The organism is Flavicella sp. IMCC45537 (assembly GCF_057197705.1).
Genome location: NZ_CM170067.1, coordinates 737065 through 762066, shown reverse-complemented (window position 1 = coordinate 762066; position 25002 = coordinate 737065). Strand labels below are relative to the sequence as shown.

The 25002-nt window shown below is 33.8% G+C and carries 20 protein-coding genes and 2 tRNA genes; 14 read left to right on the top strand and 8 right to left on the bottom strand.

Translation table 11 applies throughout. From position 1 onward, the window contains the following. Nucleotides 1-85 precede the first annotated feature (85 nt). The 11 genes from AC2DGP_RS03485 to AC2DGP_RS03435 all read left to right on the top strand — a co-directional run bounded on the left by AC2DGP_RS03485 (nucleotide 86) and on the right by AC2DGP_RS03435 (nucleotide 14995). On the top strand, nucleotides 86-2293 hold the full coding sequence (locus AC2DGP_RS03485; RefSeq protein WP_484491643.1) for an efflux RND transporter permease subunit: 2208 nt from the start codon (nucleotides 86-88) through the stop codon (nucleotides 2291-2293). Nucleotides 2294-2598: 305 nt separating this feature from the next. Next, nucleotides 2599-4329, top strand: coding sequence for an alpha-keto acid decarboxylase family protein (locus AC2DGP_RS03480; RefSeq protein WP_484491642.1), 1731 nt, complete (start codon nucleotides 2599-2601; stop codon nucleotides 4327-4329). Nucleotides 4330-4340: 11 nt separating this feature from the next. After that, complete coding sequence (locus tag AC2DGP_RS03475; protein ID WP_484491641.1) at nucleotides 4341-6440, top strand: flavin monoamine oxidase family protein; 2100 nt, start codon at nucleotides 4341-4343, stop codon at nucleotides 6438-6440. A gap of 44 nt (nucleotides 6441-6484) precedes the next feature. Beyond that, nucleotides 6485-7771, top strand: a complete 1287-nt coding sequence (locus AC2DGP_RS03470; protein WP_484491640.1) for a peroxidase, FMP-type — start codon at nucleotides 6485-6487, stop codon at nucleotides 7769-7771. Between the two features lie 92 nt (nucleotides 7772-7863). Beyond that, nucleotides 7864-9546 carry a flavin monoamine oxidase family protein gene (locus tag AC2DGP_RS03465; protein WP_484491639.1) on the top strand — a complete coding sequence of 561 codons (1683 nt, stop codon included), beginning with the start codon at nucleotides 7864-7866 and terminating at the stop codon, nucleotides 9544-9546. A gap of 206 nt (nucleotides 9547-9752) precedes the next feature. Beyond that, entirely contained in the window at nucleotides 9753-10352 is a 600-nt protein-coding gene (locus tag AC2DGP_RS03460; RefSeq protein WP_484491638.1) for a DUF6642 family protein, read from the top strand. A gap of 259 nt (nucleotides 10353-10611) precedes the next feature. Then, the gene (locus AC2DGP_RS03455) at nucleotides 10612-11286 is read left to right on the top strand and encodes an NAD(P)H-dependent oxidoreductase (protein ID WP_484491637.1); all 675 of its coding nucleotides are present in this window, start codon (nucleotides 10612-10614) and stop codon (nucleotides 11284-11286) included. Nucleotides 11287-11768: 482 nt separating this feature from the next. Then, nucleotides 11769-12800 carry a DUF2235 domain-containing protein gene (locus AC2DGP_RS03450; RefSeq protein ID WP_484491636.1) on the top strand — a complete coding sequence of 344 codons (1032 nt, stop codon included), beginning with the start codon at nucleotides 11769-11771 and terminating at the stop codon, nucleotides 12798-12800. Between the two features lie 20 nt (nucleotides 12801-12820). Next, the gene (locus AC2DGP_RS03445; RefSeq protein WP_484491635.1) at nucleotides 12821-13522 is read left to right on the top strand and encodes a hypothetical protein; all 702 of its coding nucleotides are present in this window, start codon (nucleotides 12821-12823) and stop codon (nucleotides 13520-13522) included. A gap of 5 nt (nucleotides 13523-13527) precedes the next feature. Next, nucleotides 13528-13824 (top strand): hypothetical protein, encoded by a 297-nt coding sequence (locus tag AC2DGP_RS03440; protein ID WP_484491634.1) that lies wholly within the window; start codon nucleotides 13528-13530, stop codon nucleotides 13822-13824. Between the two features lie 157 nt (nucleotides 13825-13981). Then, nucleotides 13982-14995 carry a hypothetical protein gene (locus AC2DGP_RS03435; protein WP_484491633.1) on the top strand — a complete coding sequence of 338 codons (1014 nt, stop codon included), beginning with the start codon at nucleotides 13982-13984 and terminating at the stop codon, nucleotides 14993-14995. 187 nt (nucleotides 14996-15182) lie between these two features. On the opposite strand, the gene AC2DGP_RS03430 is transcribed toward AC2DGP_RS03435, so the two are convergent. The 8 genes from AC2DGP_RS03430 to AC2DGP_RS03395 form a co-directional block, all read right to left on the bottom strand. Then, nucleotides 15183-16517, bottom strand: coding sequence for an MATE family efflux transporter (locus AC2DGP_RS03430; protein ID WP_484491632.1), 1335 nt, complete (start codon nucleotides 16515-16517; stop codon nucleotides 15183-15185). Between the two features lie 68 nt (nucleotides 16518-16585). Beyond that, nucleotides 16586-17536 (bottom strand): peptidoglycan DD-metalloendopeptidase family protein, encoded by a 951-nt coding sequence (locus tag AC2DGP_RS03425; RefSeq protein WP_484491631.1) that lies wholly within the window; start codon nucleotides 17534-17536, stop codon nucleotides 16586-16588. A 105-nt stretch (nucleotides 17537-17641) separates the two neighbouring features. Beyond that, a complete protein-coding gene (locus AC2DGP_RS03420; RefSeq protein WP_484491630.1) occupies nucleotides 17642-17962 on the bottom strand; it encodes a DUF6787 family protein in 321 nt (106 codons plus the stop codon). Between the two features lie 122 nt (nucleotides 17963-18084). After that, nucleotides 18085-20853, bottom strand: a complete 2769-nt coding sequence (locus AC2DGP_RS03415) for a T9SS type A sorting domain-containing protein (RefSeq protein WP_484491629.1) — start codon at nucleotides 20851-20853, stop codon at nucleotides 18085-18087. A gap of 296 nt (nucleotides 20854-21149) precedes the next feature. After that, nucleotides 21150-21225, bottom strand: a tRNA-His gene (locus AC2DGP_RS03410). 126 nt (nucleotides 21226-21351) lie between these two features. Beyond that, nucleotides 21352-21427, bottom strand: a tRNA-His gene (locus AC2DGP_RS03405). Between the two features lie 53 nt (nucleotides 21428-21480). Next, entirely contained in the window at nucleotides 21481-22197 is a 717-nt protein-coding gene (gene bshB1 / locus AC2DGP_RS03400; RefSeq protein ID WP_484491628.1) for a bacillithiol biosynthesis deacetylase BshB1, read from the bottom strand. A gap of 3 nt (nucleotides 22198-22200) precedes the next feature. Then, on the bottom strand, nucleotides 22201-22773 hold the full coding sequence (locus tag AC2DGP_RS03395) for a glutathione peroxidase (protein WP_484492478.1): 573 nt from the start codon (nucleotides 22771-22773) through the stop codon (nucleotides 22201-22203). Nucleotides 22774-22852: 79 nt separating this feature from the next. On the opposite strand from AC2DGP_RS03395, the gene AC2DGP_RS03390 reads away from it, so the two are divergent. From AC2DGP_RS03390 to AC2DGP_RS03380, 3 genes are all read left to right on the top strand, one after another. After that, nucleotides 22853-23617 carry a Rossmann-like and DUF2520 domain-containing protein gene (locus AC2DGP_RS03390; protein ID WP_484491627.1) on the top strand — a complete coding sequence of 255 codons (765 nt, stop codon included), beginning with the start codon at nucleotides 22853-22855 and terminating at the stop codon, nucleotides 23615-23617. Further along, entirely contained in the window at nucleotides 23601-24128 is a 528-nt protein-coding gene (locus tag AC2DGP_RS03385; protein WP_484491626.1) for a KdsC family phosphatase, read from the top strand. Before AC2DGP_RS03390 ends, AC2DGP_RS03385 begins: the two co-directional genes overlap by 17 nt. Nucleotides 24129-24202: 74 nt before the next feature. Next, nucleotides 24203-24985, top strand: coding sequence for a DUF6503 family protein (locus tag AC2DGP_RS03380; RefSeq protein ID WP_484491625.1), 783 nt, complete (start codon nucleotides 24203-24205; stop codon nucleotides 24983-24985). Nucleotides 24986-25002: the final 17 nt, after the last annotated feature.

Genomic DNA, 25002 nt, shown 5'->3' with positions numbered 1-25002 from the left:
AACAAAAGGCTGCAAATTTTAATACAAACGCTTTCTAACCTTTTATTCTGTTCGTATCTTTCCATAAAAATGCAACCTAACTACAATGATTCATAAATTACTGCATCTTAAAAACATAAGTTTTATAATTCTATTTGTTTTGTTGATAGGTTCTCTATTAAACATACCTGCCATAAAAATAGATGCAGATATTGCTCAGTTTTTTCATGAGGATGATAAGGATTTTGAATTTTACCAAGAACTAAAATCAGAATTCGCCAATCAGGAAGATGTAATTCTATTAGGATTCCAACCAAATGATTCATGTTTGGAACATAGTTCCTTAGTAGCTTTACACAACATCTCCCAAAAAATAAAAGAACTGCCATCTATTGAAAAGGTAAGCAGTATTCTTACAGTTTCTTATCCTATTAAAACTAGTTTTGGATTGATTCCTACACCTTATATTTCAAAAAACAAACAAGGTGAGTATCAATACAATCCTAAAAAGATACACAATGATCCATTGATGAAAAGTTTTGTTGCAGACGATGCATTGTTTATTTGGATGGAAATTACACCAAACTTAGACCCTCTTTCGCTAGAGAAACTAATTGCAGATATCAATAACATACGTGATCAAACAACACAAAAAACTTTTCTTTGGGGTAGGGAAGTAGTAGATGTTACCTTTAAAAATATTCTAGTACTGGAAATAGGTAGGTTTTTATTTTGGGTGATTCTATTCCTATGCATCAGCTTACTTTTAATTTTTAAAAGGCCTATTGCGATCTTGTTTCCTATCCTGTTAGTTATAGTGGTAGTTATTTTATTTTTAGGTGGAATGGCAATCCTAAATAGGCCGTTAACCACAATGTCTAATCTGTTACCCACTATCATACTCATTGTGGCAGTGTCAGATGTAATCCACTTATGCATTAAGTTTGATTCAGAATCTCAAAAAGGGCTTCCCATAAAAAAAGCAATTCAGCATACCTTGTCTGAAATAGGTTTTACAACTTTTATTACTTCTTTTACAACGGCAGTTGGTTTTATGGTTTTGTATTTTTCTCCTATCAAAGCCATTCGTCATTTCGGAATAGAATCTGCGTTTTTAGTTGTATTAACCTTTATACTTACTTTGATATTTCTACCGATATATTTTAGCAAAATTAGAGATATTCATTTATTTCAGATTAGGGAAAATTTTACAAGTCTAGCGACAATATTAAATAACTGGTTGAATGTAGTCTATAAAAAAGAACGTCAAGTTATGATGGTTTTTGGGGTGCTTATTTTTATAAGCCTTTTTGGAATTCAATTTATAAGCACCAATCGTAGCCACTATTCCATTCCAAAAAACACAGATCTACATAATAGCTATCAGTTCTTTGAAACTAAATTTGGAGGCTCTAGAACCTTTGAATTAATTTTAAGTAGCACAGAAAATCAAAGTTTATTGGACAGTACTTTGTTTGTACAAGTATTAAAAGTTGAAAAATACTTATCCTCAAAAAAGGAACTGAACGAATTAAAGTCTCCGGTAAATTATTACAGACTTCTGCAAAACACAAACTCCACATTAAACCTACAGTCTTTAAAAAAGAATGACAAGCAATTGGCTTTGTTTATGAGCAAAGATTATTTAGCGAATGCCAATAGAACTCGTTTTAAATTTAGTGCTCAAATGAAAGATTTGGGCTCAGAAAAAGTAGCTGAATTAGAAAAAGAAATTTTAAAAAATGTTTCTGGAATTCTTGCTACACACCCAATAAAACCGAAGTTATCTGGCATTGATTTATTGATAGGTATCTCTCAAGAGAAAAGTATTAAAAACACTTTTATAGGTTTGTTGATTGCCATTATTATTGTTTCCATAACACTTAGTTTAGTCTTTAAAAATATGGCTTTAGGTTTTTTGGCAATTGTGTTAAATATGATTCCATTGATTATAACAGCCGGGATAATGGGCTATTTTGGTGTTGAACTTCGTGCTGAAATTGCACTTATTTTTACAGTAGGATTTGTAATCGCTGTAGATGATACGATCCATTTATTAAGTAAACTTCAATGGGAACGAAAAAAAGGCAACACCATAGAGCAATCTATTAAAAATGCAGTTGCGGAATGTGGCAAAGCCATTCTAGCTACGAGTGTTATTTTAATGGGGGGCTTTTTTATTTTAATGCAATCTATTTCTTTAGAAATATACACCCTAGGTGTTTTAGTAGGCTTGATTGTATTGATAACTTTAGCAGTAGACCTCATATTAGCCCCTGTTATTGTGCTAAAATATTTCAAAAAATATTTGTAGGATAATTGTTAGAGAAAAACTAGAATGGTTAAGTGACCACTTTGTTTCATCTTTAAATCAATTTTCTTGTTGGAAACAACAGCGTATTTCCATAAAACGCCTTAAGTTTTATGACTTGATTTTTTTTAATCTAATAAAGTGAATTTTTAATTTATAAAATATTAGACACTTTTGTAACTAATATTCCAACGCTTATGGATTTTTATAAAAACCAAATCTAATATTTCCACAACTTTGATTGTAAATAATTTCATTGAAATGGGTATCACTGATATCTAAATTCAAAGAAAGCTTAAGTCAAAATTATGGAAAAGAAAACCTTTACAGTTGCAGATTATCTTTTAACACGCTTGCAACAATTGGATGTCACAGAATTGTTTCAAATTCCTGGTGATTATGTTAAAAATTTCACACAGGCTTTAGAGCATTTCGAAGGCATTAAAACCATTGGAACCACCAACGAATTAGATGCTTCCTATGCAGCAGATGCCTATGGTAGAACCAGAGGATTGTCTGCGGTTTCATTGCAATATGGTGTGAGTACATTTAGTGCTTTAAACGCGGTTGCTGGAGCTTATGTTGAATCGAGTCCAATGGTAGTGATCAGTGCAACACCTGGTTCTAACGATCGTCAAATTGGTGATATGTACAATGTCATATATCATCATTCTACAGGGAATTTAAAAGCAGATCAAGAAATCTACAAGCATGTTACTGTTGCTTCAGTAACGTTGAGTACTTCAGTTGGAGCAGCCAAAAAGATTGACAATTTGATCGTAGCTGCAATTACATACAAAAAACCAGTTTACATTGCTTGTTTCAGTGAAGTTTGGGGAGAACCTTGTGAAAAACCTTCCTCCAAAAAACTAAAACCCAAAGTAAAAAAAAGCAAAGAAGCTGCCCTACAAAATGCGGTAGATCAAGCATGGAAACAACTTACGGAAGCCAAACAGCCTATGATTTTCGCGGGGGTAGAAATTTTACGTCATGGCTTGTCTGACTTGTTACAAAAATTAATTGATGCCAGTGGTTTTGTGTATACGACCACCTCTCTAGGAAAAACAGTTTTAAACGAAGAGGGAGATAAATTTATTGGAACCTATTCAGATGCAGCTTCTATAGAAAATGTAACCAAATACGTACAAGAATCTGATTGTTTTTTGTCTTTAGGAACACTCATAACCGATGATTATTTATGGTTTGTAGAAAATAAATTCTCAGAGATGATTTTGGCAACAACCTCAGAAATAAGAGCAGGGTATTTTACATATAATAAAGTAACCATGAAGGATTTTATGGAGGCTTTATTGGTACGGTTTGAGCAGAGCAATGCATATCCATTAAAGCATATAGCGCCAAAACAACCAACATATCCTGAACCATGGCAGTCACAATCAGACGCAAAATACAATGACAAGCCGGATATGCTAACCTACAATCGTTTTTTTCAACATACCGTAAAACATATTGAAAGTAATAACCTATGGAACGACATCAACCTCACTTTTGGGGTTAGTTCTGCTATGTACGTGGCAACCAATATATACGGCATGAAGCAAAATAGCTTTATAAGTTCTGCAGCTTGGCAATGTATTGGTTATGAAACAGGAGCGGCCTTAGGAGCTCAATTAGGAAGCAAAAAACAATCATGGACCATCGCTGGAGATGGCGGCTTTATGATGATTTGTCAATCTTTATCAACATTAGCTAAGTATAAAGTAAACAGCGTCATTTTTGTAATGAGCAATCAAGTATATGCTATTGAACAAGTTTTTGTGGATGTAAATGCATTTTGTCCCAATGGTACCTTTGATAGTTTTGATGATTTAGCCAAGTGGGATTATATGGCACTAGCAACTGCATATGGTGCACATGGATATAAAGCCAATACAGTTCAGGAATTAGAAAAAGTACTTCACAAAATAAACACCACAACAACGGATAAACCAACGTTGGTAGAAATTGTTATTCCAAGAAAGGATTTGGCAGGTCAGATGAAAAATCTGACACCACAAATTATGAATTGTAAAAACTAATAAAAATAAAAATGGATCAGAAAACCTATTCAATCTTTGGAGCTGGAGCTGCAGGATTGTACACTGCATGGAGATTATTAAACGGGAAACCTGCACATGACAAAGACAGGTCAAAAAATTTAAAAGAAGGTGATATTCTTGAACTCTATGATTGGGGGAAATATCAATTCTCAAAAGAAGAAAAAGGAACGCGTGAAGCTGGCGCTAGAGTATGTACTTGGCATTATAAGGACGACCCAAAAGCTTCGTATTTAGAACTAGGAGGGATGCGATATTCAGCTTGGGATTATAAAAAAACCAAGAACAACCCTAATCCAAACGACGCCAACAATCCAGGACATAGATTGGTTACTAAAACCATCAGCGAAATCGGGTTAGAAAAATATGCCGTTCCTTTCAATGAAGCAAGTGACCCTTTGTTGTCTTTGAGGGCGAAAAGTATGTATACGTCAGATATCAACGCGAGCAATCCAGCTCCTTATAACGCCAATAATTATACGGCAGATAGTGCTCCAGATGATGGTTTTACTAAAATAGAAAGCGTTGGGATAAATGTTTCTGAAGATGCCTTACCACCTACAAGAAAGCAATGGTGTGATTTTTACGAGCATGGAAGGATCACGAAAGATATGGGAGACGAATCTATTTTTAAAAAAGGGCAAAAATTAAAGGATATAGGATATTGGAACTTAGCGTATGATGTATTAGGACAAGAAGGCTTTGCATATTTAGCCGATGGAAATGGATATTCCTCCAATGTAGTCAATAGTAATTCCACCCAGTCTTTTGAGGTAAACAATGAGTTTACACCAGGTACTTTATACAAAACATTAACGATTGGATACTCAGGAATCTTTTCCACTCTTTTTCAGGAAGTAGTTGCATTGGCAAAAGAGAACGGAATTAAATTTGAATATCACCCAAATACCCGACTACGATCTATCTTAGAAAAAGGGGATACCATCCATTTTACAACAGCTAGTAGAAAAGATCCTTCTAAAGAATTGGATTCGAAAACCTGTAATGCTGCATTTTTAGCTATGGGTAGATATGCTATTGATCAGGTAGCACAAGCCACCAGATATGCTCATAAAAATGAAGATGATTTTGATGTATTAAACGAAGAAAAAGTACAATTGTATTTAGAATCAGTATTAATGCAACCTTCGTACAAAATTGGAATGTTTTTCGACACTCCATGGTGGAGAGATGATATTCCTTCACCTGCAAAATACCCCGCAAAGCTAAATAGTTATTTTTTGACGCAGGAAGGGATGAAAACATTGAAGAAAGAAAAATTCCCAACAAAATACCTGAAAGCAATTGAAAAAGCAGCCTCAGAAGCCGCAAAAGCAAAGCAAAAGGCGGAAAAAGGAGGGAAAGCCTACGATAATTCCGTTACTTCATTGATAGAGGTAAGCTATACTAGTGAAGCAGCATTTTTAAGTGCCGCAGAATCCATAACAGAAGCACTTTTTACCTATAAAGAAAAGGAGCAAATTATTAGCATTGCACATTTAGACACTATTGGACCGAGTGCAACAGATATGCCTATTAGACAAGTAGTTTATTTTGGAGATAATGCACGTGATACAAAAGGGAAAAAAGTTTACGGAATTTTAGCTAGCTATGATGATATCCAATACACAACTTTTTGGAAGGCTTTAGAAATTGGACCTGAGGGTGAGAGAACAACACCAGAGTCACAGGACACTCAACCTTTAGAAGGGCCACGAAAAGCAACTCCAATCATGGTAAAAATGTTGCGTAAACAATTGGCAAGTTTGCATTATGGAGATCAAGCAAATTATACAGCAATTCCAGAACCTCTGGAAACTAAATACATGGATTGGTCATTACCTCCATTTAATGCAGGATACCACGCATATTTTTCTCACTATAATATTGGTGATGTTCAACAAAAAATAAGAAAACCATCCACTTTAGTAGAAGGGAAAGATACCAATATATTTATCATAGGTTCCACGTATTCAAATGACCAAGCTTGGGTAGAAGGAGCTTTCTGTACTGCTGAATCAGTTCTAAATGACTTTTTCAATATTGAAAAATTAATTGATGATAAAGAATACCCTTTTATCTGCCCAAAATAAAAATTGCATTAGTAACAATAAATAATAATTAAAACGAAAAAGAAATGTCAAAAGAACCACAAAAATCATCAGTAAAACCCTATTTACCTTGGGAAGAAGGTTTACCTAAAGGAAAGAATGATGGTGCTCAGTTTGGAATTTTATCAAAATTACATGGTACTTGGGTCAACTGGAAAGATGGTCCAACAGGTTTACACACTACACCAATGCCTTCCCCTGGAACTACATCAGAAACTATTTTTGGTGTGTTTCATTTCAAATCTCAAGAATACAGAGAACAGTTAAAATTCACACAAGTAAATGCTCCTGTAAGAAATCGAGCGGGGTCTAATGAGCAATTCAATGCTGCTGTTAAATATGAAACTGCGATTATTGATAATAATGATGAATTACAACATTTTGAGGATGGAATGTACCTATGGCTAGGAGATAATAATATGCCTTGGAGCGAAAAAAATCCTTATCAAAACCCTCCAAATATGTTCAGTCATGCTTCTACTGAAGAGTCTGTAAAAGAAGATGGGGGAGAGCCTGTGATAGGACCGGGAGAATTGGGTCCACAATTTGTACCACCCTATCAAATTTCTCGATCTGGAGTGATTCCTCATGGAACAACGATCCATCTTACAGGGAATTCTCAGGAAAATAATAAAGGAGAAGCCCCAAAAATAGCACAGCTGTGGGAACAGCAATATTTGGCAGTATCTCCAACAATGGGAATTGACCCTGCTACAGATTTGATCCCTGGTTCCTTAAAAAAACCGGATTGGACCAAATTGCCTCGTGAAGCACAAAACCCTGATGGAGGGATCGGAAATACGGGTGTGAACAGTGGGCGCGCTTATTTTGAAAAAATATTTAATTACGATCAATTCGGAGCTAAATTTCCTTACACAGTACAGCCTAATTTAAAGTTATCAGAAGCCAACGAAGGTTTGAAGTTTAAAAGATACGACTTGATTGAGTTGGATTCTTTCCATGATACAGGGCTACAGGGGGCAACCATCAATAACCCAATGGTAAATCGCTATTGTAAAGTTACTAGAATGCGTTTTCGTATGTGGTTAGAAGAAATTGAAGATGAAGAGTACGGAGGTATTATTGAACAATTGCAATATGAACAAATTGTGGATTTTGAATTCCAATTTGGGTCTACAGGTGGCACTACAAAATGGCCTCATATTCAGGTGAACACTTTGCGTAGAGAAAAAGACATTCCAGCAAACAGACGTCTTCCGTCAATACAATTACCAACGGAAGCTCATGAAAAAAGTAATGAAAATGTAGCCCCACCGGTTTGTCCAGTGATGGGACACAAACGTCGTTCATAAGCTTTAAAAATGAAACTATAATAGTACCTTAAAGTTAGGCTCAAAACAAACAATTTGTTTTCGGGCCTTTCTTTTTATAAAAAACAAGAATGATGAAAAATGAAATAAACAATGCTGATATATTAATCGTTGGTGCCGGTGTTTCTGGCTTATATGCGGCATATAGATTGTTAGAACAAGATTCCAATAGAAAAGTAGTTGTTTTAGACCGTTTGAATAGAACTGGCGGAAGACTTGACTCTGATCTGGTAACTATTAAAGATCCTTATGATGAGAAACGTTCTATTGTAAAAGAAGAAGAAGGAGGTATGAGATTTGAAGATTCCATGGCGGAATTAATGTCTTTATTTTCTGTCTTAGATCTTTGTAAGGATGCAGTATATTTCCCTATGACTACAAATAGGTATTACGTACGTGGTCGTAGTTTTACTGAAGAGGAATCTAATGCCAATAACAACGCTATTTGGGGAGAATTATACGACCTGGAGCCCGCTGAACAACAGCAGAGTCCTGGTGCAATTTTAACGGTTATTTATCAACGAATTTTAAATGTGAATGGTGTTGAAACCCCTCCAGAAAAACCTACACCAGAATTTTGGCAAAAATTTCGTCTTGATTTTAAATGGGATGGAATTCCTTTAAATGAATGGCAACTAGGAGGTTTGATTAAAAGCATGGGGTATTCTGAAGAATGCATTACTATGTTAAGTGAAGTACTTGGTTTTAGAGGACCGTTTCAAGGATTACCAAATGCGGGAGAGGCATGGCAAATTCTTGAGGATTTTCCTGCAAACCCACAATATTTTACTTTAAAAAGAGGTTTTAGTTCGTTGATTCAGAAATTAGAGCAAAAGGTCAAAGCTCTAGGAGGAGTGATTGCAACAGGAATCAATGTCAACAGAATTGACGGTCAAAAAGGAGCATATAAAACAGAAGTGAGTATTGCCGATAAGGGAAATTCAGCTTTTGTTTTTGAACAGGATACGAAATCCGATGTTCTTGAGTCGAAACAACTTATTTTGGCCATCCCAAGTAAAGCTATGAAAGTTTTATTTGCAACTTCACCAATCCTTAACGGCAACAAAAATGCGCGTACTTTTTGGAAGGATATCAATTCTATTCAATCCATGAGTCTTCTAAAAATAAACTTGTACTTTGATCGACCATGGTGGGCAGATGGATCCACAGGACAGCCTGATGTTTTAGCAGGTCCTTCTTTTACGGATTTACCAATAAATTCAATTTATCCATTCTATACCGTTCAAACTGAACCAGGAAAGCCAAATAAAGGAAAACCAGCCGCACTTACCATTTATTGTGATTATACAAATACCATTTTTTGGCAAGGTTTACAAAATGTAGGTGAAAAATTTGATAGCGAGCTGCAAAGAGAACATGATAAAACACCACAGACCTTATTTCCGGCTTCTGAAAAAGTTGTAGAAGAAGCTCTTAAACAATTAAAAAAATTATTTGCAACGCATTACATACCAAAACCTGTATTGACAAGTTTCCGTTCGTGGGATGGTGAAAATGATTTTCCACATGCATACCATCAGTGGGCATTGAATGCTGATGATCGTGCCGTAATTACTAGAATGGCAACTCCACTCGAAAACGAAGATGTTTTTACTTGCAATGAATCTTGGTCTGATATGCAAGGTTGGGTAAATGGTTCTTTGAGATCTACAGAGGTTATGCTACAAAACAATTATAATATAGATTCGATTACTGTGAACCATAGGGGTTGTGTGTTGACACCTCCGAAAGGATAATTAGTTTTATTTTTGAAAGATAGGAGTAAAAGACAATTTCTTTTACTCCTTTTTTTGCTTCATAAAGAATATAATGTAGGAACAATCATAACTTCAACTTTGATTCTTACTTTTCAAAAGGAAAGTATCTTAAAAAAAACTTATAAAAAATATAGCTGAGAAATCTTATTTTTGTTGTTTATAATTAAGTCATAAAAATTTTAGCCTTGTTACAAAAGAGTCATCAATTTTCTGAAAATTCTTCTTTAGATACAGATTATTTTATTTACTGTTTAGAAGCTGTTCATGATGTTTCATCAGAGAAACGAACAGAGACACAAAAGAAAATGGAACAACTGGCCATGGATTATGGTGTTGCCAGCATCTATAATACTTGTGATACGATAGAAGGGCTTGAGAATTGCTTAAATGCCTTGGTGTTAGAAGATCATAATTTTAAGGATTACGAGTTAATTTATTTGGTAATCAAAGGGGAATCCAATTCTATTTGCATCAATAATTATTATTACAACTTACAAGAAATTGCAGAAATTTTTGAAGGTAGATTGAAAGGGAAAATTTTACACTTCTCAAATGCTAAAGTATTGGATCTAGAAGGGGAGGAAGCACAATATTTTTTGGACATCACCGGAGCAAAAGCGATTTCTGGTTATGGAAAACAGTTGGGTGAGATACCAAGTTCAAACCTAGACATGGCTTTCTTTAATTTATTCAATGAGGACGAAAATATGTTGGACGTGGTAGAGGAATTACATCAAAGACATTTTAAAATGTGTAAACTTCTAGATTTTAGAATGTATTATTAACCGATCCTATTATCAAATAACAAATTGTTTTTCAATACAGGTAACTGTAACTTCTATGAATTTTCCCTTAAAGGGTTCTAGATAATTTGGTTCAAGCATACTTTTTTAGCAGTTACACAATAGATACTTCTTTCATATTCACAGTTGTTTAACTATTTATTTTATACTATCCTATTTGACCGTTATTGCGAATGACAACAACTATATTTATTTTTGTCACTATACTAATGATAGTTTAAATATTTAAAAATAAATATCTATGAATACTCCAAACATTGACTCAAAAGACATTTTAGAAGCCTTCAGTTTCAGACATGCAACCAAAGAATTTGACCCTTCTAAAACCTTAACCAAAGAGCAAATTACTTTTATTTTAAAAACCGCTAATCTTTCTCCAAGTTCCTTTGGTTTTGAACCTTGGCATTTTGTGGTAGTACAAGACAAAGAACTAAGAGAGCTCTTAAAAACAGTGGCATGGGGGGCTCCCTTAAAATTGGATACCGCGAGCCATTTTATTTTAGGTTTGAGCATGAAAGCACCCATGGTAAAGCATGATTCGGATTATATCATGCATATGATGAAAGATGTAAAACAGCTACCCGCTGATGTGATTGAAATGTATTCTAAATTTTATAGAGAGTTTCAAGAGCGGGATTTTAATTTGGATACTGATAAAAAATTATTCGACTGGGCTTCTAAACAGACGTACATAGCCTTGGGGAATATGATGACATCAGCTGCCTTGATCGGTGTTGATTCTTGCCCAATAGAAGGATTTCATCAAGAAAAAGCAGAAACTTTATTAAGAGAAAAATTTGATATCGATACTGACAAATATGGTTTGTCATTTATGGCGGCTTTTGGATACCGAAAAGCTGACCCAGAACATGGAAAATCAAGAAGAACTTTTGAAGATATTGTAACTTGGAAATAATACCATAGTAGTCAGTTTTCAAACACGATTCTATGTTGTAATAAATTGTAAAACCTAACTGAGAATTATTTCTTAGTTAGGTTTTTAATTTTGAGTTCGTTACAAAATAAGATATAGGATTTTGATGTGGTTGAAAAAAGTTTTTATGTTCTTGGTATAGTGTTGTTAAGTGAGTTTGTTCCAAGATTGACAAAACTATATTCAAAAGTTTTTTACTAAAACTTCTGTTATGCTTTGTAATGGAACACACTTTTACCGTATTGAAAGTCGTAGAGTAGGGGGAGGATGTTTGTGGAATCAGAGTGTCTTGTGAAAATGTATCTAACAATAATATAATTTTGCCAACTTATTTTTATAAAACTCAATTTAGATATGTTAAATATTTATGATATGAATATAATTATGAAATAACTTACTAAAAACAAATAGCTTACTAAAAAAAAGTTTACTTTTAAATTGACAAAAATAAAAAATTCACTGCTATGAAAAGAATTATTATTTGTTCAGATGGAACATGGAATGGTCCTGAGAAATTGAATAAGAAAGTTTACCCAACAAACGTATTAAAATTTGCAAGAGGTATTGCTCCAAAGGATGAAAACGATGTAAAGCAGGTCGTTTTTTATGATTGGGGTATCGGTTCTTATCATGACTCAGCACTTGGCGGAGCGTTCGGGAAAGGTTTGGAAAAAAATGTCATGGATGGATATCGATTTATAATGCATAATTATGAACCTGGGGATCAAATATTTCTTTTTGGTTTTAGTAGAGGTGCATACACTGTAAGGAGCTTATGTGGTTTACTAAATAATTGCCATATCTTAAAAGGGGAACACTCTGATAAAGTAGAAGAAGCATTTGCTTTATATAAAAACACCAAACACCCACCAAATGGGGAGTTTTCTAACAATTGGAAGATGAATAACTCCATCCCAAATAGTGGAACAATTAGTTTTATAGGTGTTTGGGATACAGTGGGTGCTATGGGGCTACCTTTTTCATTATTTGGATTGATAAAAGACAAACATTTATTTTATGATCGTAAATTGGGAAGTAATATTAATATAGCGAGACATGCATTATCGTTAGATGAAAAAAGAAAAGATTTTGAACCTACCATTTGGCAACCTAGGGAAGGAACCGATTTAAAGCAAGTGTGGTTTGCTGGCTGTCATTCTGATGTTGGAGGCAGTTATGCTCCAGATACAGATAAAACTTTTTTATCGGACATTCCCATGATGTGGTTGTTAAACGAAGCAAATATGTTGGGGTTACAATTCGAATCTTTTTTAAAGGTTGAAAATCTAAACCCTAACTCTAAAAAACACAATGAATACAAAAGAACATTTAAACTTTTAGGGAAGTATGTTCGAGAAATACCAGATTACAATAGCATTCCAACAGAGGTCCATATAAGTGTAAAAAAGAGATATGAATCTGGGAACTATAAAAGTATGCCAGTTGAAAATTATTTAAAAGAAAACCAAGGAAATTGGCCAGAAATTGTTGAATAATTACGTTAAAATTGATTGTTATGAAAAGAGGAATTTATTATTTGAGCTTAATAGCCCTATTGTATTCATGTGCTTCTGTCCCCAAAGAGTCCGTAGAATTGTCTGCTACTGTTGGTAGAGATGTAGTGGTTGCCTATGATGCACACAAAGAACTTGCAAACATTTTATTTACGAGAATGAAAAATGATGTAAATACGTTTGTTGATGACACTTATGCACCCTATCAAATTGGAAAATTATTAGAAAGTGATTTTGCTGATGCTAATTCAGGAGAATTTGAATCTATGACTGGTTCTTTAATTGATGCAGCAAAAAACAGTGATGATTTTGAAAAACAAAAGCAAGCCATCAGTTTAATGAAAGATTTTATCTCTGTAGTTTATGAAGAAATTGAAGATTATCGTAAAATTTTATTAGCTCCTATTGAAAAACAAGAGAAAGAAGTAATCGCTTCAATTGATCGTTCTTACAATCAAATCATTTATGCAAATTCTATTGTTACTGGGCATTTGGCTTCTGTCCGTAAAGTACATGATGCACAAGAGGATATATTAAATAAGTTTGGCGTAGAAAATTTAAGGGCTGACACAGCTCAAAAACTTTCCGAATATTCCATAGAAGTAGATAAAATACTAAAAGAGGTACAAAAAGTAGATGTAGATGATGTTGAGAAACAAATGACTGAAGTAAAAACACAATTTGATAAACTATTTAAAAAATAAAAAATATGCCATTATCGTTTAAGGAAAGAATGAAGCAAAGAGCTTTAATTAATAGAGCCGCGTTTACAGGTCTGTATAAAACAGAAATTGATAAGTTACATGAACTATCAAAAGAAGAAATAGATGCTATTACGCCAGACACTACAGATTTAGAAATTTATGCACAATTGATAGATATTGTAAAAGAAGCATCAGCAACCAATGAATCACAGGCTGCGTTAAAAGAGCAAATCATAGAACTTGGAGAAATTGGAATTGAAATTGCTAAAAAAATCCCTAGTTTGGCAAGTATTATTGTATAGTTTTATGAGCATAAATGAACGGGCTCATTTTGTGCTCTTTTTATTTTTACTCCAATATAGATTACATAACTTTTATTTTTTTATTATGAAAAAGGAACTCTTGTTTTACATCATTTTTATTATTCTAATTAGTTCGTGTGTGTCAAAAAAAAAATATTTGGATTTAGAGACAAAACATAGCATATTACTTGAAGAACAAGACCAAATGTATTCTGAGTTAGAAACATTACAAAAATCAACCAAAGACATAGAAAACAGCAAACAATTGGATGAAGATGGAGATGGAATTTCTGATTCCCTTGATAGATGTCCTAATTCACCCGGTACTCCATTAAACGATGGTTGTCCTCTAGCTGACGGAGATAGTGATGGTGTTCCTGACGATATTGATATGTGTCCTAATGAATTTGGAATAAAATCAAATAATGGTTGTCCAGTTGAGGAGGCTTCAGAATTAGTGTCAGAAAAAAACAATGAAGAATTAGAATTTTATAAAAAAGAACTTTACGATTCTCAGAAAATAAATAATGAATTAACGAATACTATTGCCGATTCAAAAGAGCTGATTGATAGTTTAACAAGTAATGAATATCTTGGAAAAGACAAAGGATATGTTGTTTTTGATTGTCCTTTAGTTATGAAAGAAGGAACACAAACAAATGTTTCAGCTCTACTAGGTAAAGTTATTGATTCTTTAAAACTTAAAATTAAAATTCTTAATTTTTCAAAAGATGAAAATCCGGCAAGCACAGAACCTCCTATAATTAGAGATTCTAAAGTTGTGGATTTAGCATTGAAAATGAAAATTGAATTGTTAGAAAATCATGATTTCAATAAAATGAAGTTAATAAATGGCCATGAGGAAAAAGAAATAGACCTCGCGAATGGTACAAGGTGGAAATGGCATGTTACTCCAAATGAAGGTACTGCAGGTAAAGAGGGTGTGTCATTATCTTTTAGAATTACCGCTTTTGATAAAAATGGAATCGAATTATTAAATGAATTTAAAACAATAGATATTGAAGTAAAAGTTGCGAAAAGTACTTGGCAATTATTTGTTGATGCATGTCATGATGATATAAAATGGCCAATTTCTGTAATGATAATACCAATTATCACTTTTTTTGCTGGTATATGGAGAGAGAATCGAAAAAACAGGAAGAATACTTGATAAAATGAAATACAAAAAATATAAAACACTGCGTGTTGGTTATATCTGATATTATGTCAAATACTGCGTATTTGCCTATTTACTTATAAAACCGTATTTGTACTATAATTTACATTATGTTAAATAGGGTTTCTCGAAACAGAATTATTTTAGAATACATCTTGAACATAAAAATACTACCCTATGACTATTTCAATTTTCGAGTTTCTCTTCTTAAAAAAATATAGGTCACAATAGTTGCGCCTACATCAGCTATTGGAAATGCGTACCATGCTCCATATACACCAAAATAATTTGGAAGAATTAAAATTAAAGGAATCAAAAAGAAACCTTGCTTTGATAAAGTCAACAACAATGCTGGCACAGCTTTTCCTATCGATTGAAAATATGCACCACCAATCATGTTCACAGCAATCAAAGGTGTTGCCAAAAAAATCAATCGTAACGCTGGTACAGTTTGCCTAATTAATTCGGGATCATCGGTAAAGGCTTGCACAATATACTGAGTCAAGCTCATAATTATTGTAAATATAATCAATGCAATTACAGTCGCCGTTTTCATAGATAAGGTTACCAAGGCTTTGACACGGCGATATAATTTTGCTCCATAATTATATCCTAAAATCGGAACGGTTCCTTGTGTAATTCCCAAAACAGGAAAATTCGCAAACATCAACATTCTACTTGCTATTCCATACGCTGATAATGACAATTCTCCTCCATACGCAAATAAAGTATTATTCAACACAACAGACAATAAACTAACTGCTCCTTGTCTAGCTAACGTAACGGAACCAATAGCTCCTATTTCCTTGATAATAGATATATTAGGCTGAATACAGCCTAAATTTATTTTTATCTGAGAATCTCCTTTGATAAAAAACCACAGGGTAAACATCGCACTAGCCATATAAGAAATACTCGTAGCCCAAGCGGCACCTTTGATCCCCATGTCAAACCCAATGATAAATATAGGATCTAATACAATATTAGTCATCGCAGGAATCAACAGCGTTAACATCGCCATTTTGGGATACCCCTCTGCACGAATCACATTATTACTCATCATCGCCCAAGCTAAAAATGGCACTCCAATAAGTGTAATTCCGAAATAATCCCTTGCTGGTTGTAATATTTCACCTTTACCACCAAAAGCATTTAAAAATTCATCTTGATATAAAAAACCAAATAACACAAATAAAAGCGCTAAACTGAGAGTCAACATCATTTGATTACCAAAAACTTTATATGCCTTTTGATCATTTTTTTCTCCAAAAGCTCTTGAAATAATAGAAGCTCCACCAACACCAATAGCCATTCCAATACTTGAGATTAAAAAGGTAATTGGCATCACCACGGTAATGGCACCAATACCATATGCACCAACCCAACGCCCAACAAATATAGTATCTACGATCCCATACACAGACATTACCAAAATACCAATAGACGCAGGAATAGATTGTGCTTTTAATAATTTACGAAGCGGTTCTGTTCCAAAAATTTCTTTGTTTGTAGCCATCGGTATGCAAGATACTCGTTATTCTTGTAATTGTTTCCGAGTAAGTATTGAATTTGACTATAATGCGATTAGCGAATTGCTATCTTTTGCCCTACACGTAACATAGTTTTTGTGGTGATGTGATTGCTCTTACATAAATTTGGTATGGAGACTTGATATTTATGAGAAATTGACGATAGCGTATCACCTCTTTTGATAATATGATAAGTAATTTCCGGTGCTGCTATTGCTTTCGCTTCCTCTAGCGTGTGACATATATGAATTTCTTCTTGATGTCTTGAATTTTGTGTATAAGCTTGAGACCACTTTTTATTCACCCATATTTCAGAAGCTCTCACTTTATTTTCTGGACCGAAATCAAATACATATTCAGGATTGATACAGGTTCCTTTAAAGCGTACTTCTAGATGTAAATGACTTCCCCTAGCATTACCTGAAACACCACCTTTTCCTATAATTTGACCTTTTTTCACAGAATCATTTACTTGAACTAATTGTTTAGATAGGTGAGCGTAAACCATCTCTAAACCATTATAATGACGAATCACCACGACATTGCCATGTCCGTAATGCCACTTTACATAACGCACCTTACCTCCCAACATTGCCAGCACTTTATCTCCTGTGTACAAATCAATATCAATTCCCTTGTGCGCACTTCCTCTCCTCCATCCAAAATGAGATGTAATTACTTTTTTCCTTTTGATAGGTGATGCGAATACACTATCCTTAAAAGTTAATTTAAAAGGATATTCCAAGACGGTATTTTCATAAGGATTGAACCTCGTTGTAATCCAATTTTCGGCTATATAATCTTTTTCAGGAATAATTTCAGGAACCACTAGAACTGGAGTTTTAGAAAACTCCCCTAACACAACTTTTTCTAGAATTTCAATTTCATCATTTTTCTGGAGATTTTTAGAGCGAAAATAACCATCATTCTGTGCAAAGCCAGAAAAGAAACCTAACACCGTGACAACTCCCAGAAAAGACTTTAGTATTTGAATAAAAAAAAGCACCCTACACAACAAATGACATAGATTTAAAATTCAGCCCAAATATACCAACTTTGTTCAAGCAGGCTTTCTCTGAAGTGTTTCAAAAATGTTAAAAATGTTTCCTTGTTACTTTGTCGTATCTTCTTCTTTAAAAAAACGTTTAAAACCAATGCGCTTTAACATTTTTTTCTCCATTGCCCAGAAAAATTTAAACTGACCTACACACCAACCTACGATAGGCAATGTTGTTTGATATACTACAAAGATTAAAAAGATACGAATTGGCCAAAACACCCAAGGGTTTGTTGTTTCATAATCCAATCCAATAAATTCAGTTAGTGGCTTCGCGATGTATGAAGCGAAGGAACCGTTGATAGAAAATGCTATTATAATAAAGAAGATATCCCAATTAGATTCTATTCCCCAACGTTGTTTTAATTTTTCCATTTTCTACCTCTAAATTTGACGGCAAAAATAAACTTTTATCTTAATTCAACATACTTTTTTATTAAGATCTCAAATAAATTATACTTCAATTCCTAATTTAAAGGGTAGAAGAAATAAACCAATTAGTTTAAAAATATTTTTTCTGTATTGAGATCCATACCATCCACTTTAGTTTTCAATAAGTAGATTCCTCTAGAGACATCAGAATAATCTAGATCTATAGCTTCCTCTATATCAGTACGAATGGTGTTTTTAATTAATTTGCCTGAAAAGTCAATTAATGAAAGCTCCACAATCCCGCCGGGAATTCCCATAAGGTTAATTTTTGTTCGACCTTTTGATGGGTTGGGAAAAATAATTAAAGATCCGGTTATGTTAGAAACAACCGTTCCTTCACATTCTTTGTTTGAATTTACTTCTATCAAATCACCAATTTTTCCATCTACATGAAAACGCATATCATCAGTCTTGGCCATCACCTCTTTATTTAAAGAAATAGTAAACGGAGGTGTTCCTTGTAAAATAGTAATTTCAGTTTTATTTTGAATATTTTTAGTAACTAATGAAAGCTTTTCTATGGCGGCAATATAAAAGGAATAACACTCTTTACTAAGTTGTCCCTTGGGAGAAACACAGATTTCATAGGTGCCAGGTGTCAAATGATCTAATGTTATCGATCTCTCAAATTCTTTGTCAACACCATCTAAACTAGCAATACAGGTTACTTCTAAATCCGTATTAATCGTGATTTTACCATCATTATTATCTGGACATGTCTCAGATCTGGTTTGAATAACAAAAGTTGAATTTCCTTTTACTAAGGGACATCCATATTGATTTACCAAAACACCAAGTTTCGTGTTTGGACAATTGTCATAAGCATCAAACACACCATCTCCATCTGTATCAATGGCTGCAATTGGACTTTCCGTCAGTCCAGCTCTTATCAATATAGCGCCAACTGCTCCAACTTTATTATCTGGAAAATTGACTTCAATGCTATTGTGTTCTCTAAGCAGGTATCCAGCAATCTTAAATGATTTGGTAGTAGCATAATCATCATCACCCGCAATTCTGTCCGCGCAATCCTCTAAAGAAACCTTTAGTTTAGTACCATTCAAGGTAATTTCAACCTCTTTAGAAAACGAGATATCTCTATCAATCCCAACACGTAACTCTCCGTACTTTACTCTTTTGTATTCAGGGATCTCAACGGTAAACTCTTTTTTACCAGTAAAACTAGTTACAACATCCTTACTATAATATACTTGTTCATCAATAGTCTGTGTTGCTTGTATTGGGTTCTCGTAGTTCACCACAACCACCAAAGATCCTTGCGGGGCAATAGTCAAATCTTTTAGATCTTCCCTATTGCTCTCAGTTAACTCCGGTCTAAAATCTTCTTTTCTTTTCAACTCCCTCACTTGGTAATTCAATATTGAGTTTTGCGTTACATCATCAATCTCCAAAGAAATTTCTCCAGAAATATCACTTTGATTGTGCAAAACTAAAATTAACTTATTACCATCTACAAAAGCATGTTGTTGAATATCTGGGTCTCTAGAAAAAGACTCTACTCTTCTACCCTTTACATCTTTAAAAAACTGATAAAAATGAATCAATTTTGATTCAGCAAATTTTTCGCTAGTTTTGTCAAAGTTTTCTTTAACCAACAGACTAGAATAATAATAAGGATTCCATCCTGAGGTCTCTAATAAAATAAAAGGAACCGTTTTTTCTACCACATGTGGATGATTCATAAAAGTAAGTGTATTGGCAATTGCACTGTTTACCATTAAAAAATTATCAATGCTTCTTTTTTCCATTTCGAACTCAAATCCATCTCCAGGAAAATAGGTATTTGCCAAGTAATCCAAAGCTTGTTGTCTGTTATCAGTATCTGAGATGTATCCGCCGTGTTCTGATGCAACATAACTCAACTCTCTACCATAGGTATTAAATGTATAGGATGCTAATACATCAAAAACACTTTCCAAAGGCAGACCTGAGGTGACACTACCTATGAAATTTTTATTGTCATGATCCCAACGCATATAATCATAGGTATGAAAAGAATAGAAATCCAGTTCAAAATTAGTATTATCAATAAAATCCACAATTTGATTTAGGTTACCAAAGCCCTTCTTATAGAAATAGGAAACCGACATACAGGGGCCTCCTACTTTGGTCGGTACATTTAATTCATCTACTTTTAGTTTTGCTTTTCTGTGAAACTCATGAAACCTAGGGTCTCCCCAGAATTTCCAGTGCGGTTCGTTCACAAGCTCAAAATAAGCAGGTCTTTGAAAATCAGTATAATTGTATTTTAAAAAATTTGCAACAATCTCTGCAGCAGCGCCATTATTAACAGGGAAATAAGTATCATGAGTATCCTCTTTCGTATAGGATTCCATAAAACTTGGGTACGCTGTATGCCTATCGTGCATGGCTAAATCTTGATTTTCACCTAGCAAAGATTTCATAAGATCGTATCCGGTATCATTAGGGTTTAACTTTGATTTCATATAATCGACATCGATAAATCCAGGCCTATTCGAATCTTCTCTAAAAGAATTCCCCCAACGGTTTTCTGAATAAACCATACCCAAAGCTCTACCTAAGGTTATTTCTAAGTCCTTGAAATAATAATTGATTTGATGGTTATCTAAATTTTTAACAGCTTCTCTTGAAGATCCCGCAAGACTGAAATATTTTTTACGATTCAGATCTAAATGTCCCTCAATAGAAGTATTCACTGATGGAGATACGCTTATCTTAATATTTTGCTGTGCTGTAGATTTTAATGGCATACCTAAATAGCACATAAAAACTGTCAAAACTAAAATGCCTTTTTGATGAATAATATTCACGATGTGATTGATTGGTTTCATGGGTTACCTTTTTTAGAATAGCAATATAAAGGTAGAGCAGTACTCTAAAAAGTAAGAAAACAATTTTAGCCCTGAATAAGACATTTGTTCTGTCGAAATCTTTAACTAACAGTAAATTAACTTCTTTATATAATAACTCTATACTGTTCTTAGAATGTATATTTGAGATGTTTTTAGTGAGCTACAAATATGGATAAGCTTCTCTAAAAAAAATAGCTAATGATTTCTAGTGAGATACAATCCCTAGATTTGGGGTACAAAAAAAGGTCTGATAAAAATCAGACCTTTGAAACTGTGGGTGGAAGACGGGACTCGAACCCGCGACACTCGGTACCACAAACCGATACTCTAACCAACTGAGCTACAACCACCATGTTTAACGGTTGCAAATTTACATTTTTTTTCCAATTTCAAAACTTTTTTGCAACATATTTGTAGTAATATTTTTTACTTTTTAAACATAAAAAAAGGTCTGTAAAAACAGACCTTTAAAACTGTGGGTGGAAGACGGGACTCGAACCCGCGACACTCGGTACCACAAACCGATACTCTAACCAACTGAGCTACAACCACCATGTTTAACGGCTGCAAATTTACACTATTTCAACAATTGTGCAAGCATTTTTTTTAAATTAAATCATCTAATTTTTCTACTGCCACATAACGTTCTGATACAAAACCTTCTGCACTTTCTACTCCAATCAATCTTCCTAGATCATTTGCACGATAGATCACACTATCAATGAAGTTTTTACTCGTTATTGGAGATTCTGGCTCTTTACTATTAGGGTCAAAAAACTGAGAAGCGTATGCTTTTACTGCTTTCGTTTTTATATCTACAAACCCAGTAACATCAACTACAAAATCTGGTTCTAAAGGTTGCCATTGGATATAATGATATACTTTTTTTGGTCTCCAGGCATTTTGCTCCACTCCATCTAAACTCGTTTCAATCTTTCTAAGTCCTGATAAAAAACAAGCGTCCGAAGCCAATTTGCTTCCTTTAGGGTGATCAATATGCCTATCCTCAATAGCATTACACAAAACCACATCAGGCTGGTATTTTCTAATAATTTCTATAATTTTTAATTGATGTTCTTTATCATTCACAAAAAAGCCATCGGCAAAAGCCAAGTTTTCTCGCACAGACACTCCCAGGATTTCTGCCGCAGCTGCAGCTTCTTCATCTCGTATTTCCGCCGATCCCCGAGTACCCAACTCACCACGAGTTAAGTCTAATATCCCAACTTTTTTTCCATTTGCAATTTCTTTCGCAATGGTTGCTCCACAGCTAAGCTCTACATCATCTGGATGCGCTCCTATAGCAAGTATATCTAACTTCATATATTATTCCTTTTCTATCCAAGCAATCATTTCTGGATCATTTGGTTTTGTTTTAGGAGAAATCACTTTTTCTAACTCCCCTTCTCTATTGATTAAATATTTTTGAAAATTCCATTTGACTTTTGAATCCTCTAAACCATTTTTTTTCTTTTCTGTTAAAAAAGAATAGACGTCATGTTTTGAACTTCCTTTCACTTTAATTTTTTCCATCATAGGAAAGGTAACTCCATAGTTTTCTTTACAGAAACTAGAAATCTCTTCTGATGAACCTGGCTCCTGCCATAAAAAATCATTTGATGGAAAACCAACCACCACTACTCCAGCATCTTTATAGGTGTCATATAACTTTTGTAAACCTGCGTATTGAGGTGTCAAACCGCATTTAGATGCTGTATTCACAATGATGATTTTTTTACCTTTAAGCGTATTAAAATCAAACTCATCCCCATACAAATCTGTAACCTTATATTGATAAATATTTTCGATCTCTTGAGTTAAAACAGTATTATCATTGTCTTTAAAATCAATCTTCTGAATCGCAAAAAAACAAAGGACTGATAAAATTCCGTAGTACATATAAGGTGATTTAATAATTCGCATAATCAAAAGTACAAATTCCTTTCCTAAAAATAGGATTGCTTTGTATATTCGCTGCATGGTACGTGTTGTTTTACTTGGTGGCGGGAATCTTGCATTTCATTTAGCAAATACTTTTGCGAAAAATGAACATATTGAATTAATGCAAGTTTACAACAGAACCTTATCCAATATCCAGAAGTTAGAAAAATTCGCTCCAATCACAGATACCATAGAAGATGTGAAAATTGCCGACATTTATATCATTGCAACAAGCGATAATGTAATTGCAGACATATCTTTAAAACTAGGCGACCTACCTGGATTGATTGTTCATACAAGTGGTGCCACAGAAATGGATGTACTCGCCTCAAATAACAGAGGTGTGTTTTACCCGCTACAGTCTTTTACAAAAGAGAAAAACGTTAATTTCAACACAATTCCTTTGTGTCTTGAGACGAATAACAAACAAGACTATTTTATTTTAGAGAAACTTGCCACAGCTATTTCTGAAAAAGTCTATCCAATGACTAGCAAACAGAGAAAGAAACTACATGTAGCAGCTGTGTTTGTAAATAATTTTGTCAATTACATGTATGGGATTGGTGAAAAAATATGTCTTGAAAATAAAATACCGTTTGAAGTTTTAATCCCGCTGATTCAAGAAACAGCTGATAAAATGGAAACCTTATCGCCTTCGCAAGCACAAACAGGACCTGCCATTAGAAACGACAAAGAAACTATTGCAGCTCACAAAAAAGAGCTCAAAAAAGAAGAAACAGAAATATACAACTTGCTCACTGAAGCAATTTTAAATACCCAAATAGATGGAAATAAGTTATAAAGAATTAATGCCTCAAATCGATACTTTTATCTTTGATGTAGATGGTGTATTAACCAATGGAATCGTTACAATTTTTCCTAACGGTGAATTGGTACGTCAAATGAATATAAAAGATGGATATGCTTTAAAATCTGCAGTAGATGCTGGTTTCAATGTATGTATTATTTCTGGTGGCTCTAGTGAAAGTGTCAGGACAAGACTACAAGGACTTGGGGTTACAGAAATTCATTTAGGTGTGCATGACAAAATAAAAGTTTACGAAGAGCTAATTGAAAAATTCAATTTAACTCCTGAAAATGTTCTGTATATGGGAGACGATGTACCTGATTATCCGGTTATGGAAAAAGTTGGATTTGCCTGTGCTCCCAACGATGCGGCACCTGAAATCAAAAAAATATCAAAATACGTTTCTCCTAAAAAAGGTGGCGAAGGCTGCGCTAGAGATGTAATTGAGCAAATTATGCGTGTTCAAGGGAAATGGAAAGGTAAGTTTTATGCTAAATTTGATTAATGTATCTTTAGCTAAGCACTCAACTATATTTAGTTGAATTTTTACTCTAAGAAAAAACTCCTAAATATTGCTATATGAAAACATTAAAGATTTTAGCTCTATCCATAAGCATTGCATCATTGTTTGCCTGTGAACAACAAAAATCTCACCACAAAAAAAACGTTCAAAATGTCGTTGTTCCGAAACTATCAAAAGCCGATAGTATTTTTAACCTAACGATGAAAGCACATGGTGGTGAACTTTATAATCATGCCCATTATTCTTTTGTTTTTAGAGGGAACCGTTATGAATTTCAGAATCAAAACAGTACCTATACTTACTCAAAAACTAGTTCGAATAAAAATTCCATCACCAAAGATATTCTGGAAAATGGTAAATTCTCAAGATATACGAACAACAAGATAATAACGCTCAAAGAAGAAAAATCAAACAGTGCTTTGAATAGTTTAAACTCTGTGATCTATTTTGCAACCTTGCCACATAAACTTGGAGACGCTTCAGTAATCAAAAAACACATTGGAAGTACTACTATTCAAGAACAAGAATATGAATTACTGAAAATTACCTTTTTAAAAGAAGGTGGCGGCGAAGATTATGACGATCAGTTTGTTTACTGGATCAATAAAAAAAATCATCTTATAGATTATTTAGCCTATAGCTATAAAACTAACAACGGAGGAATTCGCTTCAGAGCTGCTTACAACAGAAGGAACGTTTCAGGAATTATTTTTCAAGACTACGTCAATTTCAAAGCCTTAATAGGGACTAACCTAGAGCATCTTGGACAATTATATGAATCGAATCAATTAGAAGAAATTTCACGCATACAAACGGAACAAGTAAGAAAATTAAATTAAAATTTTTCTTGATTAAT